This is a genomic window from Kitasatospora sp. CB01950 (assembly GCF_001905465.1).
In the GTDB taxonomy this organism is placed as follows: Bacteria; Actinomycetota; Actinomycetes; order Streptomycetales; family Streptomycetaceae; genus Kitasatospora.
Genome location: NZ_LISX01000001.1, coordinates 287,402 through 300,214, shown reverse-complemented (window position 1 = coordinate 300,214; position 12,813 = coordinate 287,402). Strand labels below are relative to the sequence as shown.

Annotated in this window: 10 protein-coding genes and 2 pseudogenes; 9 read left to right on the top strand and 3 right to left on the bottom strand. The window is 73.3% G+C overall.

Translation table 11 applies throughout. The features are described 5' to 3' along the window. The first annotated feature begins 96 nt into the window (after nucleotides 1-96). The 5 genes and pseudogenes from AMK19_RS01380 (at nucleotide 97) to AMK19_RS34885 (ending at nucleotide 5,174) form a co-directional block, all read left to right on the top strand. Nucleotides 97-999 (top strand): MBL fold metallo-hydrolase, encoded by a 903-nt coding sequence (locus AMK19_RS01380; RefSeq protein ID WP_073807360.1) that lies wholly within the window; start codon nucleotides 97-99, stop codon nucleotides 997-999. 243 nt (nucleotides 1,000-1,242) lie between these two features. Then, nucleotides 1,243-1,771, top strand: a pseudogene (locus AMK19_RS01375) (sensor histidine kinase); the annotation flags it as partial. Next, a pseudogene (locus tag AMK19_RS01370) lies at nucleotides 1,735-2,377 on the top strand (response regulator). The pseudogenes AMK19_RS01375 and AMK19_RS01370, both read left to right, overlap by 37 nt. 189 nt (nucleotides 2,378-2,566) lie before the next feature. Beyond that, entirely contained in the window at nucleotides 2,567-3,376 is an 810-nt protein-coding gene (locus AMK19_RS01365; protein ID WP_073807358.1) for a class I SAM-dependent methyltransferase, read from the top strand. A gap of 1,099 nt (nucleotides 3,377-4,475) precedes the next feature. After that, nucleotides 4,476-5,174: a hypothetical protein gene (locus tag AMK19_RS34885; protein WP_158071849.1), complete on the top strand. Its 699-nt coding sequence runs from the start codon at nucleotides 4,476-4,478 to the stop codon at nucleotides 5,172-5,174. Nucleotides 5,175-5,228: 54 nt separating this feature from the next. On the opposite strand, the gene AMK19_RS01350 is transcribed toward AMK19_RS34885, so the two are convergent. Continuing rightward, nucleotides 5,229-6,191, bottom strand: coding sequence for an ArsR/SmtB family transcription factor (locus AMK19_RS01350; protein ID WP_073807353.1), 963 nt, complete (start codon nucleotides 6,189-6,191; stop codon nucleotides 5,229-5,231). A 117-nt stretch (nucleotides 6,192-6,308) separates the two neighbouring features. Between AMK19_RS01350 and AMK19_RS01345 the strand changes: the two genes are divergently transcribed. Then, a complete protein-coding gene (locus AMK19_RS01345; RefSeq protein WP_073807352.1) occupies nucleotides 6,309-7,109 on the top strand; it encodes an alpha/beta fold hydrolase in 801 nt (266 codons plus the stop codon). 80 nt (nucleotides 7,110-7,189) lie between these two features. Here AMK19_RS01345 and AMK19_RS01340 read toward each other — a convergent pair whose 3' ends face one another. After that, nucleotides 7,190-8,125, bottom strand: a complete 936-nt coding sequence (locus tag AMK19_RS01340) for a LysR family transcriptional regulator (RefSeq protein ID WP_073807350.1) — start codon at nucleotides 8,123-8,125, stop codon at nucleotides 7,190-7,192. A gap of 126 nt (nucleotides 8,126-8,251) precedes the next feature. Here AMK19_RS01340 and AMK19_RS01335 point away from each other — a divergent pair, with 126 nt between their 5' ends. Together AMK19_RS01335 and AMK19_RS01330 are read left to right on the top strand one after the other, a co-directional pair. Then, the gene (locus AMK19_RS01335; RefSeq protein ID WP_073807349.1) at nucleotides 8,252-9,559 is read left to right on the top strand and encodes an MFS transporter; all 1,308 of its coding nucleotides are present in this window, start codon (nucleotides 8,252-8,254) and stop codon (nucleotides 9,557-9,559) included. A gap of 46 nt (nucleotides 9,560-9,605) precedes the next feature. Further along, nucleotides 9,606-10,160, top strand: coding sequence for a cysteine hydrolase family protein (locus AMK19_RS01330; RefSeq protein ID WP_073807347.1), 555 nt, complete (start codon nucleotides 9,606-9,608; stop codon nucleotides 10,158-10,160). Between the two features lie 7 nt (nucleotides 10,161-10,167). On the opposite strand, the gene AMK19_RS01325 is transcribed toward AMK19_RS01330, so the two are convergent. Beyond that, entirely contained in the window at nucleotides 10,168-11,085 is a 918-nt protein-coding gene (locus tag AMK19_RS01325) for a LysR family transcriptional regulator (protein WP_073807346.1), read from the bottom strand. Between the two features lie 274 nt (nucleotides 11,086-11,359). On the opposite strand from AMK19_RS01325, the gene AMK19_RS01320 reads away from it, so the two are divergent. Then, nucleotides 11,360-12,808, top strand: coding sequence for an MFS transporter (locus AMK19_RS01320; protein WP_241844191.1), 1,449 nt, complete (start codon nucleotides 11,360-11,362; stop codon nucleotides 12,806-12,808). The last annotated feature ends 5 nt before the right edge of the window (nucleotides 12,809-12,813 follow it).

Below are 12,813 nucleotides of genomic sequence, written 5' to 3'. Positions count from 1 at the left end.
GAGTGTATCGATGCGCTCGGCCGTGAGAGTTTCGCGTATCCGGATGAGGTGTTGCGGCATTGAGGCGCTCCCCGGGTGCCGCGTAGCTTCGGAGGCATGAACCGCACACAGAGCGTCGTGCTCGGCGAGGTCGAGGTCCTCCGCATCGTCGAGTGGCAGGGTCCGTTCCTGCCGGCCGATCAGTTGGTCCCGCAGGGCGGGCCGGGGTTGTGGGAGGAGAACGTCGGCTGGCTCGCGCCGCACCACTGGGAGCCGGAGAGCGGGATGGCGGCGGCCGCGCTGCAGACCTGGGTGCTGCGCAGTGGCGGCCGAACTGTCGTGGTGGACACGGGAATCGGCAACGACCGGGAGCGGCCGGAGACGCCGATGTTCCATCGGTGGCAGGGCGACTTCCTGGGCCGGCTCGCCGAGGCGGGCGTCCGTCCGGAGGAGGTGGACGTGGTCGTGAACACCCATCTGCACGCGGACCATATCGGCTGGAACACCACCGAGGTCGACGGGGAGTGGGTGCCGACGTTCCCGAACGCACGCTACCTGCTGAACGCGGCGGACGATTTCCACTTCGGGCCCGAAAACTCCTTCGACGGAGGGAAGTTGGAGAGTCGGCTGATCTATCTGGACAGCATCGCCCCGGTCGTCCGGAGCGGGCAGTTGGAGCGCTGGGAGGGCGTCCACCGGATCGACGAGAACCTGGTGTTGGAGTCGGCGCCCGGTCACACACCGGGCTCGGCGGTGCTGCGGTTGGAGTCGGGCGGCGAGCGGGCGGTATTCGTCGGCGATCTGATACACAGTCCGGTGCAGGTCCTCGCGCCGTCGTGCAGCAGCTGCTTCTGCGTCGACCCGGAGCAGGCGGCGGCGAGCCGTCGCCGGATTCTCGAACGGGCGGCCGAGCGCCGGGAGTTGGTGGTTCCGGCGCACTTCGGTGGGGCGGGGGCGCTGGAGGTCCGGTGCACGCCGGGGGGCGGATTCGGCGTGGAGCGGTGGGCGGCGTTCGCCTGAGCCGAGCTCGGCGGGGTGGAGAAAGTTCTACTTCGCAGACGCCAGGGAATGCCAGCGTGCCCGGCGGCGGCCGTTCCTGGCGTTGGTCAGGTGTTCGCGCGAGGTGCGCGGCCGACCGGGTGGAGGGGTTGCGGTGCAGGTGCAGGGGGACGGGCCGGCGGTCCGGTTGGAGGCGGTGGGGAAGGTCCACGGCCGGGGTGACGGGGAGGCGGTGGCGCTCCGGGAGCTGAGCCTGGTGTTCGGGGCGCGCTCGAACGCCACCTCGACAGCAACCCGGACGAGGCCCGCAGGCTGCTGCGGGACGCCCGCACCTCGTCCGTCACGGCGCTGCGCGAACTGCGCGAACTGGTGCGCGGCATCCACCCGCCGGTCCTTGCCGAACGCGGCCTGGCGGACGCGCTGTACGCCCTCGGCCTGACCAGCCCCGCTGCACGTCGAGGTGACGGTGGAGCTGCCCGGCGCGGTGCCGCCGCCGCTCGAATCCGCGCTGTACTTCGCGGTGTCCGAGCTGCTCACCAACGCGCTCAAGTACTCCGGCGCCGAACGCGTCGAGGTCGTCGCCCGGCACGACCGCGCCGTGCTGCACGCCCGGGTCGTCGACGACGGCCGGGGCGGCGCCGACCCCGCCCGGGGTACCGGCCTGCACGGCATCCGCCGCCGGCTGGCCACCTTCGACGGCACCGTCGACATCACCAGCCCGCCGGGCGGCCCGACCGCCATCACGATGGAGATACCGTGCGCGTTGTCCTCGCCGAAGACCTCTTCCTGCTGAGGCAGGGGCTGATCCAACTCCTGGACGCCTACGGCTTCGAGACCGTCGCGGCCGTCGACAACGGCCCCGACCTGCTGACGGCCGCCGCCGAGCACCGTCCCGACATCCTGCTGGTCGACGTCCGCCTCCCGCCGACCTTCACCACCGAGGGCCTGCGGGCCGCGCTGCAGGCGCGGCGGCAGATCCCCGGCCTGCCGATCCTGGTGCTCTCCCAGCACGTCGAGCAGATGTACGCCCGTGAGCTGCTCGCCGACGGCACCGGCGGCATCGGCTACCTGCTCAAGGACAGCGTCTTCGACAACGAGCAGTTCATCGGCGCGATCCGCCGGGTCGCCGCCGGCGGCACCGCGATGGACCCGGCCGTGGTCTCCCAGCTGATGGTCAGCCACTCCCGCGACCAACCGCTCGGCACGCTCAGCGCGCGAGCGCGAGGTGCTGGAGCTGATGGCCGAGGGCTGCTCCAACACCGCGATCGCCGGGCGGCTGTTCGTGACCGAGGGCGCGGCCGCCAAGCACATCTCGAACATCTTCGTGAAGCTACGGCTGCCACCGGACAGCGACAGCAACCGGCGGGTGCTGGCCGTCCTCGCCTGCCTGAACGGGTAGGCGGAAGATGGCGGTTTCCCGTCGTGATCGGACCGGATGAGGATTCCGCCCGCCCGTCACCGGGCCGCGCCACGCGCCGTTGTCAGGCGGTGCGCGCCCACGGCACGCTGGGCGTCGCACGCCATTCGACGACCGCTCGATCCGGAGGTGCGCCCCGTGGAACCCGATGCCCGTCCTGACGTTCCCGAGATGAGTCCCGCCGTGCGGGAGACGTACGGCCCCGCCGACCTGGGCGCGGAACGGATCTTCGCCGGAGGATTCATCAACTTCGGTTATTGGCATGACATCGATCTGACGCACCCGATTGACGAAGCCGACCGGATCCGCAGCCAGCAGGACCTCTACCGGCGCGTCCTGGACGCCGCCCGGCTTCCGAAAGCGCCCCGGATCCTGGAGGTCGGCTGCGGGCTCGGCATGGGCTGCGTACTCGCCCTGAACGAATGCGACGCCGCCACCGTGACCGGTCTGGACATCCACCCCGCCCAGCTGGAACGGGCCCGCCGGGCCCACGCCGAGACGCTCCGGCGCGAACCGGACCGGCTCCGGTTCGTCCGCGGCGCGGCAGGCCAACTGCTGTTGGAGGACCGGCAGTTCGACGTCGTCATCAGCGTCGAGGCCGCCCAGCACTTTCCGAGCCTGACCGACTTCGCCGCCGAAACCTTCCGCGTACTGCGCCCCGGCGGGCGGGTCGCCGTCGTCAGCTTCTTCACGCCCGACGACTCCCCCGGCCGCCCCGAGGACCTCGCCGGCCTGCTCGACACCTTCGCCGACGGCCTCGACATCGCCCGCCCGGTCGGCGCACTCACCGACGCCTTCGCGGCAACCGGGCTGGCCGACCGGCGTGTCGAGTCGCTCGGCGCGGACGTCTGGCCGGGCTGGGACCGCTGGCTCAGCCGCTGGTGGGACGAGGGCAGCTGGCCGCGAAACTTCCTGCACGCGTACGAGCGGGGGCTGCTCGACTACTACCTGGTGACGGCGGGGCGTCCTTCGAACGGGTGATCTTCAGGCGAAACGGTCAGAAGCGGTCAGGAAGATGACAGATTTTGACCGTTTACGATCGCGAACGGTCCGATTGCGTACACACATGGCGACCATCCGGTCAGCGGACTCTCTCACCCGTCTTCTGCCACGGTTCGGGTGCTAAGTTCCGCTTCCAAGAAACCAAATAGCCCCGGCGACGCGCCAACGTCCCGGGGCCCGGCAACAGGAACAGCAATTTCCGATGCGCGTTTATCGTAGCGCCCACGAGGGCGAATGCACCTATCTGCCAACCGAGATTCTGCAGAATCCTGCCCTCTCCTTCACCGCCCGCGGTGTGATCGGGTACCTCCTCTCCCTGCCGGACGGCCACTGGGAGACCGCCAAGAACCTCGCCGACTCCAGCTGCCTGGGTCGAGCCGCCGTCAACAACGCCCTGGCAGAGCTGAAGGCCGCCGGGTACTACGTGACGGTGAAGACCCGCTTCCAGGGTCGGGTCACCACCCAGATCCACGTGCACGACAAGCCCCACCTCCCCTCCCGTGACCGGGGACCGGGGACCGACGGGCCGGGCTTCGGTGGAGTGACGTTCGACGCGCCGGGACTCCTCCTTAAAGACCTGGAGGTAAAAACCACCCCCCTACCCCCCGGCGAGCTCAACGGGCTCGCCAAGCTCGCCGAGCAGCGCGAGCCGGTCGGGGCGGGACGGCCGGAACGGCGGATCGAGACCGACCCGCCGAACGCGCCTCAGCCGGACTCGGGCCGAGCCGACACGCCGAACGCGCCGGAGGGCCTTGGCGGGCCTGCCGAGCAGGGCGGCGTTGCCGGGCCAGTCCCGCCGAACGGCCTTGGCGGGCCGGACGAGCAGGGCGGCGTTGCCGGGCCAGTCCCGCCGAACGGCCTTGGCGGGCCGGACGAGCGGGACGGTCTTGGCGGGTCCGGTGTGCCTGGCGGCCCCGATGGCCGTGGCGGCCCCGACGACCCGGGTGGGCCTGCCCGGCCTGACGAGCCCGGTGGGCCCGGTGGCCCGGGTGGGTCCGGTGGCCCCGGTGGGCCCGGTGGCCCGGGTGGGTCCGGTGGCCCCGGTGGGCCCGGTGGCCCGGGTGGGTCCGGTGGGCCCATGGGCTCGCCTCGGCCGAACCAGCCCGCCGCGCCCGCCGCGCCGAGCCGACCAGCCGTTCCCGTCGCCCGACGCGAACGCGCCGCACGGCCCGCCGCACCCGCCGCACCCGCCGCGCCCGTCGCCCACGCCGTCCCCGCCCCCGCCGCCGTCCCCGCCCAGCCCGCGTCTGCCGAGCAGCTGGATCCGAGCACGCGGGCCGGGCGTGAGGCCGTGCATCAGCTGGTGGCCGAGGCCGTGAAGGAGCGCAACCGGAAGGCCGTCTCCGTGCTGCTCCGGGCGATCGCCGGCACGCCGCGTCTGCGGATCGGCCAGGCCGAGGCGCGGAGGCTCGCGCCGCAGGTCGTGCCGTGGCTGGAGCGCGGTGTGCCGGAATCGGAGCTCACCCGGGCCCTCACGGACGGTCTGCCGGACCGGATCCTCTCGCCGGGGGGCTTCCTGCGCTACCGGTTGGAGACGAAACTGCCGCCCGTCCCGGAGGCCGCGCCGCCCCCACGGGCTCCGTACGCCGAGTGCGCCAGGTGCTGCGATCCGATCCCCGAGCCGGGCATCTGCCGCCCGTGTGCCGGTCTGGGCGCCCGTACCCCCGCGGTCGGCGGCGGCCAGGCGTTCGCCCGGACCGGTGCGGCCCGGGTCCGCGAGGCGATGCAGTGGGTGCGTGCCGGCAAGGGCGTCGGCAACCCCGTCCCGGCGGGCTGACATGACGGGCCGACACGGCCTTCCAGGGCACCGTCAGGGCCCGCTCGGCGCCCCTCAGGGGTTGGCTGCCAGCAGGGCGTGTCCCAGGGGCGTCAGGGCGTGCTGGACGCCGCGCCCCTGCCGGGTGGTGGTGATCAGCCCGGCGGCCCGCAGCGCGTTGGTGTGCGGCGAGGCCGAGGACGGCGCGATGCCGAGCGTCGCCGCCAACTCGGTGGTGGTGCAGGGGCCTTGGGCGATCGCTCGGAGGGTGCGGGCGCGGGCGGGGCCGAGCAGTGGGCGCAGGCCGTCGGAGTCGTCGGCGGTCCGGCGGGACGGGAGCAACACCGGGTGCAGGAGGGCGGTGGGACGGTCGTGCTGGTGCAGGACGGCGCACTTGTCGAGGAACAGGTTCGGGTGGAGTTGCAGGCCCCGCCCGGCGAGCCGGTGCCGTACCGGCGGGCCGGGGCGGTCGACGGTGAGGGTGCCGGTGTCGCGCCAGTCGAGCCGGGGGTGCAGGCGCTCCAGCATCGCGGCGGGCCCGTCCGTCACCACCGCCTGTGCGTGGCACCGGACTTCGGCGTCGAGGGTGCGCCGGATCTCGCGCCACTCGGGGGCCAGGCACGCGCGGTAGAGCGCGGCTGCGGCGTTCACCACGGGCCGCAGCGCGCTCGCGCCTTCCTCGCGCAGGCGTTGGACGACGGGCGGTGCGGTGCGGTCGTAGCAGTGGTCGAGTTCGGCGTGGATGCGTTCGTCGGTGGTGGTGAGCACGCTGTCGAGTTCGTCGGCGAAGGTGCGCAGGTAGGCGGTGCTGTCGGCGAGCAGGAAGTCGGGCAGGCCGCGCGGGCTGTCGGCGAGCAGGTCGAGGAAGGGTGCGGCCCGGTGCGGGACGCGCGAGCGGATGCCGCGCCACCAGCGGGCCTTCGGGCCGGTGCGGCGGCGGCTGTCGACGGCGAGCGAACCGGTGAGCAGTTGTTCCAACGGCGAGATGCTGAAGCTCGTCCGGGCCAGGTCGTGGACGTCGAGCGCGAGTTCGATCACGGGTGCCTCCCCCGGGGCCGGTCCGGTGGGCGTTTTGTCGCTATGAGGCCGGGGGCCTCACAGCTCCCCCGGGCCGACCGGCGCTGCGACAGTTCGAACATGCTGATCAACGATCATATGGCGAAGTACGTTGAGATTCCCGGGGGTTACCTGCACTACCGGACGGCGGGCACGGGCCGGGACGTGGTGCTGTGCAACGCGGGCGCGGCGGATCTGCGGATGTGGGAGTCGACGCTGCCCTGGCTGTCCGGGGCGGCCCGCGTGATCACCTTCGACTACCGCGACACGGGCCTGTCCTCGGCGGGGACGGCGCCGTACAGCGAGGTCGAGGACATCGCGGCGGTGTTCGACGCGGCCGGGGTGACGGACGCGCTCCTGCTGGGCGTCTCGGACGGGGCGCGTCGTGCGCTGGCGTTCGCACACCGGTACCCGGCGCGGATCCGCCGGGTGGTTGCGGTGGGCGGCACGTTCGGGCCGTTCCCCGACCCGAACGCCGAGGAGGAGACCTCCCGCGCCCTGCTGCCGGCGCTGTTCGAACGGATCGCACGGGTCAGGGCGGCCGAGGGGATGCACGCCTCGGCGGCGGTGGACGTGGACGCGTGGGGTCCGGCGCTCGGACGGGACCAGCGCAGGCTGATGATCGGCCTGGAGGTGGCGAACACCCACCTCGTCACGCTGCCCGACGAGGAGTACCTCGGCACCGAGCTCGACCCGCCCGTCAAGACCCGGTTCGCCGAACTCGCCGTTCCTGTCAGCGTGTTGGTCGGGGAGCACGACCTCCCGGCGACCCGGCTGTGGGCCCGGCGGCTGGCCGAGCAGGTGCCGGACGCGGAACTGACGGCCCTGCCGGAGGCCGACCACTACCCGATGCTGTCCGCCCCCGCCGCCTTCGAACGTTTCCTGCGCGGACTGCTTTAGGTCCTGCTTTAGGTCCTGCTTTAGGTCCTGCTTTAGGTCCTGCTTTAGGTCCTGCTTTAGGTCCTGCTTTAGGTCCTGCTTCAGGCCCTCCGCGCCCAGCCCGGCACCCAGGTGCCCGGGGCGTCCTGGACAGTCCCCGCGGCGGCCAGGTGGGCGCGCAGGGCGGCCAGCGCCGGGTGTGGGTTGTCGCGGTGCCAGACCAGGGAGTGCGGGTAGACCGGCGTCGGGTCGGTGAGCGGAATCCGGCGCAGGTCGTGGCCGGCCGGCCAGACCAGGCGGGTGCCGTCGCTCATGAAGGTGGCCAGTGCCGGGGTGTCGGCGATGGTGTCGAGCAGCGCGTCGGAGCCGAAGTTGGGCCCGGTGGCCTCGATGGTGAGGCCGAACTCGGCGACCAGGTCGTCGTAGTAGGCCGCCCACTCGGAGCCGGGGAGGATGCCGGGCATCCAGATCCGGTGCCCGACCAGCTCGCCCGGTGTCACCGCGCGGGCCCCGGCCAGCACGTGGCCGGGGCCGGTGAGCAGTTCGAGCTTCTCGTCGATCACCCGGACGGACGCCAGGTCGTCGGGCAGCGGCCGGCCCGGCGTGCCGACGGCGCGGAAGGACGCGTCGATGGTGCCCGCGCGGATCGCGTCGATGGCCTCGTCGATGTCGAGCAGCTTCACCACGTCGAGTTCGATCTCGGGGCGGGTGCGGTGGAAACCGCGCAGCAGGCCGGACGCGGCGCCGCGCAGGTTGATCACGTCCACCCGCAGCGGGCGGCGGGCGGTGTGCACGGAGGCGACGGCGCGTTCGGCGACCCGCAGCAGCTCGCGGGCGTGCGGCAGGAACGCCTGGCCGTCGATGGTGGTCTCGGCGCCGCGCGGAGTGCGGGCGAACAGCCGCACACCGAGGTCCCGTTCGAGGGCGGCGATGCGTTTGGAGACGGCCTGCTGGGTGACCGCCAGGTCGGCGGCGGCCTTCTGGAACTGGCCCGCCTCGGCGACGGCGAGGTAGGTGCGTACGGCTTCGAGGTCCACGCCGTCCACCTTAGTGAACAACCAGCGGTTGTATCCGAGGCCCTTCCCGGTTGTTTGACCTGCACCTTCACGACCCGATTTGCTCTGCCGGGTCAACGCGGGTTTGTGCGGTCGAACGGGGTGGCGATGGGCAGTCGGCGGTCGTTGGGACGGCCCTTCGGGTGGCTGTGGGCGGCGTACGCGGTGAGCGCGTACGGATCGGGGCTGGGGTTCGGGGCGCTGCCGCTGATCGCGGTGCTGGTGCTGCACGCCGGCCCCGCCGAGGTGTCGGCGCTGTCCGCCGTGGGCCCGGCGGTGGGGGCGCTGCTGGCGCTGCCGCTCGCGCCGTGGGTGGAGTTCCGGCGCAAGCGACCGGTGATGGTCGCGGCCGACCTGGTCAGGTGCGGCGCGATGGCGTCCGTCCCGCTCGCGTACGCCTGCGGGGTGCTCGGGTTCGGCCAGCTGCTCGCGGTGTCGGCGGTGGTCGCCGCAGCGAAGATCGCGTTCGGCGCGGCGAGCGGGGCCTACCTGAAGGCACTGGTCCGGCCGGACGACCTGCTGGTCGCCAACTCCCGTTTCGAATCGACGAATTGGAGCTCGATCGCGGTCGGCCCGCCGCTCGGCGGGGCCGCGATCGGCGTGTTCGGCCCGGTCGTCACGGTGCTGGCGGACGCGGGCAGCTATCTGCTCTCGGCGCTCGGCCTCGCGGCGATCCGCCACCGCGAGGAGCCCCCGCCCGCCCGCGACGGCGGCCCGGCCGGACCGGGATCGCTGTTGGACGGCTGGCGACACCTGCTGGGCGACCCGGAACTGCGGGCGCTGTACCTCAACAACCTGCTGGTGTCCGGCCTGATCATGGCCACCGAACCGGTGCTCGCCGTCCTGCTGCTGCGCCAACTCCACTTCCCCGCCTGGCAGTACGGCCTGGCGTTCGCCGCACCCTGCCTCGGCGGGCTGATCGGCTCCCGGCTGGCCCGCCGGGTGGTGGCGCGACGCGGCCGGACGTGGGTGTTCCGGACGGTCGGCACGCTGCGCGTCGTCTGGCTGATCGGGCTGGCCTTCGTCCCGTCCGGCGTGGTCGGCCTGCTCACGGTGATGGCCGTCGAGCTGGCGATCATCGTCCACATGAGCCTGTTCACGCCGGTCCTCGCCACCTACCGGCTGGAACGCACCCCCACCCACCTGGTCGCCCGCACCCTGTCCGCGTGGTCGATCGGCCAGCAGGCGACGACCGCCGTCCTCACCGCGCTCGGCGGTCTGCTCGCCACCCTGACCGACCCGCGCACCACCCTGGCCGTCGCCGGGCTGCTGGCGCTGGCGACCCCGCTCCTGCTCCCGCGCCGCGAGCCGGCGCCAGCGCCGGTGCCGGAGCCGGAGCCGGAGCCGGAGCCGACGCGCGAGCCTGCTCCGATCAACGGCGTTGCAGGAACGCCCACTTCGACGCCCACTCCGTGAAGCGAAGCCGCGCTGTTCGTCGATCCGCCACTTCGAGGACCTCTCCATGAAGCACACCGCACTGCTCCTGCTCGACTGCCAGCCCGCCGTCCTGGCCGCCCTGCCCGATCCCGCTCCGCTGCTCGCCCGGCTGGAGCGAGCCGCCGCCGACGTCCGTGCCGGGGGCGGCACGGTGGCCCACGTGCGCACCGCGTTCACCGAGTCCGACTGGGCGGCCGTCCCCGCCACCAACCAGGTCTTCGCCGCCGTGGCCCGGCATCGCGTCCTGCACCACGATGACCCGGACGCCGCCTTCCACCCGCAACTCCCCCAACTGGACGACGACTTGGCGGTTCGCAAGACCCGCCTCTCCGCCCTGTCCGGCACCGGCCTGGACCAACGGCTGCGCGCCCGCGCCGTCGACACCCTGATCCTCGCCGGTCTCAGCACCGGCGGCGCCGTCCTGGCCACCGCCCTGGACGCTGCCGACCACGACTACCGCCTCCGCGTGCTGTCCGACGGCGTCGCCGACCCGGACCCGCACCTCCACGAACTGCTGCTCGAAAAGGTGCTCCCGGCCCGCGCCGAACTGCTCAACTGCTCAAGCCTGAAGGCAGGTTGAGCGCAGCTCACGCCGCCGCCCCCTCCATCGCCAGCCGGGCGAACGCGGCGCGCGCCGTGGCGAGGAACGCCGGTACGGCGGGCCGCGTCTCGGCGCGGCGCAGCCAGGTCATGGTGATCGTCGTCCGGGCGGCGTCGCCGAGCAGCGGGACGGCGGTGAGTTCGCCGCGGGACGCCGCGTCGGCCACCGCGAGTTCGGGCAGCAGGGCGCAGCCCAGGCCGGCGGCGGCGCACTGGCGAAGGGCGGCGATGCCGGCCAGTTCGGTCTCGATCACAGGGGCGTCGGAGTCGAGGCTGTCGATCAGGCGGTCCAGCATCTCGCGGAAGCCGCAGCCGACCGGGGTGGCCAGGAACGGCTCTCCGCGCAGTTCGGGCCCGGCGAGCTGCGCGTACTGGGCCAGCCGGTGGCCGTTCGGGGCGACCACCATCAGCCGCTCGCCGGCCAGCGTCTCGCTGGCCGTCGCCTCGCCGCGGGGCGCCCGGCCGAAGGTCAGTACGACGTCGATCTCGCCGCGCCGCACCCAGTCGTACAGTTCGCCGCGGCTGCCCTGGCGGACCGACACCTGCACCCGGGGGCACTCGCGGCGGTAGGCGGCGAGGACGGCGGGCAGGCGGTGCGCGCAGAGCGTCTCCAGGCCGCCGACGACCAGTCGGCCGCCGGGGTGGCGGTCTCCGTCCTCGACGGCCGTCCGGGCCTCCTGGACGAGCAGCAGCATCCGGTCGGCGTACTCGACCAGTCGCTCCCCGGCGGAGGTGAGGGAGAGCCGGCGGTGGCTGCGGTCGAACAGTTTGGTGCCGAGTTCGGCCTCCAGGGCCTGGACCTGTTCGGTGACGCTGGACTGGGCGTAGTTCAACTCGGCTGCGGCGCGAGTGAAGTTGAGCGTCCGGGCGACGGTGCGGAAGGTCCGAAGGTGGCGCAGTTCCACGGCGTCCGCTCCTCGTCAGGTCGGTGTCGGCCGCCGTACCGGCTGCATGGCGTGTACCGCTTGCGTCGCTCGCATCGCGTGCGTCGCGTGCATCGCTTGCATCGGTTCCGGCGATGGGTGTCATCGGAAGCGCCCGCTTCCTCAACCACCCTGGCACGGCCAGAATTTCAGTGACCGCCCGCCGTGCACAACCGGCGAGGTGAACTCCGGTGCCGCCACCGTCCGGCGCGCCCTTCGCATCCATTCACTTCTTTCGCACCCTCGGGGGACAACTGTGCCCGGTCGTCGACGGACCGACTCCCGGCGTGGGAACGGGCTGCTGCTGCTCGGACTCTCGCTCGGCTACTTCATGGTGATGCTGGACACCACGGTGGTGACCGTGGCCCTGCCGGCGATCGGCGCGGACCTGTCGGGTTCGCTCGGCGCTCTGCAGTGGGTCTCCAACGGTTACACCCTCACCTTCGCCGCGCTGCTGCTCACCGCGGGTGCGCTGGCCGACCGGCACGGCGGACGGCGGGTGTTCCTGGCCGGGCTGTGGCTGTTCGGCGCGTGCTCCGGCGTGAGCGCACTGGCCGGTTCGATGGGCGCGCTGATCGCGCTGCGGGCGCTGCTCGGGGTGGCGGGCGCGCTGCTGCTGCCGGCCTCGCTGGCGGTGATCGCGCACGCCTGGACCGAACCGGCGGCCCGGGCCCGGGCGATGGGCGTCTGGGCGGCGATCAGCGGCAGCGCGCTGGCCGCCGGGCCGCTGGTCGGCGGGGCGCTCACCGACCGGTTCGGCTGGCAGGCGATCTTCCTGGTCAATGTGCCGGTGGCGTTCCTCGCCCTCGCCCTGACGGCACGTCACGCGCCGGCGGACCGGCCCGGGGCGGACCGGGGCAGGGCGGACCGGGGCGTGGACCGGGGTGTGGACCTGCCGGGGCAGGTCTGTGCGGTGCCGGCCCTGACCGGCCTGACCTGCGCCCTCATCGAGGGCGGGCCGGCGGGCTGGGGCTCGCTGCCGGTGCTCGGCGGCTTCGCGGTGTTCGCGCTGTCCGGCGGCCTGTTCGTGCTGGTCGAGCGGCGCCGGGAGACCGCGGGACGTGCCGTGATGCTGCCGCTGGGACTGCTGCGCGACCGGACGCTCGCCACCGGGCTGGGCGCGGGGCTGCTGGTGAACTTCGGCCTGTCGGGGGTGCTGTTCGTGCTCTCGCTGCACTTCCAACGGGCGCACGGCCTGAGCGCGTTCGGCGCGGGCGTGGCGTTCCTGCCGCTGATGCTGCCGACCGCGTTCAACCCGGTGTTCACCGGCCGCCTGGTGGGTCGGATCGGCGCTCGCCGCCCGGCCGTCGCCGGGTTCCTGCTGATGGGCGTCGGGGTGCTGGTGGCCGCCGCGGCGACCGGGGGTTCGACGGTCGCGCGGGTGGCGACGGCGGGCGGGCTGCTGGTGCTCGGCTTCGGGGTGTCGTTCGCGATCCCGTCGCTGATGACGGCGGTGGTCGGCGCGGTCGCCAAGGAGCAGTCCGGGATCGCCTCGGGCGCGCTGAACTCGGCTCGGCAGACCGGCGCGGTGCTCGGCGTGGCCGTACTGGGCGCGACGGCCGACGCGGCCGGGGACGGCTCCGGCACCCGGCTCGCGCTGCTGGTGGCCGGTGTCGCCCTGCTGGCCGGCGCCGCGGCGGTCGGCGCGTTCCTGGCCCGCCCGGTCGGGCCGCGCGGCCCGAACCCGGCCCGGCCCACGGCCTGACCGGG

Excerpts from the sequence above, each read along its gene's own strand:
- AMK19_RS34885 (WP_158071849.1), top strand. The coding sequence starts at position 4,476 with ATGGGCTCGCCTCGGCCGAACCAGCCCGCCGCGCCCGCCGCGCCGAGC.
- AMK19_RS01380 (WP_073807360.1), top strand. The coding sequence starts at position 97 with ATGAACCGCACACAGAGCGTCGTGCTCGGCGAGGTCGAGGTCCTCCGC.
- AMK19_RS01345 (WP_073807352.1), top strand. The coding sequence starts at position 6,309 with ATGGCGAAGTACGTTGAGATTCCCGGGGGTTACCTGCACTACCGGACG.
- AMK19_RS01330 (WP_073807347.1), top strand. The coding sequence starts at position 9,606 with ATGAAGCACACCGCACTGCTCCTGCTCGACTGCCAGCCCGCCGTCCTG.
- AMK19_RS01335 (WP_073807349.1), top strand. The coding sequence starts at position 8,252 with ATGGGCAGTCGGCGGTCGTTGGGACGGCCCTTCGGGTGGCTGTGGGCG.
- AMK19_RS01365 (WP_073807358.1), top strand. The coding sequence starts at position 2,567 with ATGAGTCCCGCCGTGCGGGAGACGTACGGCCCCGCCGACCTGGGCGCG.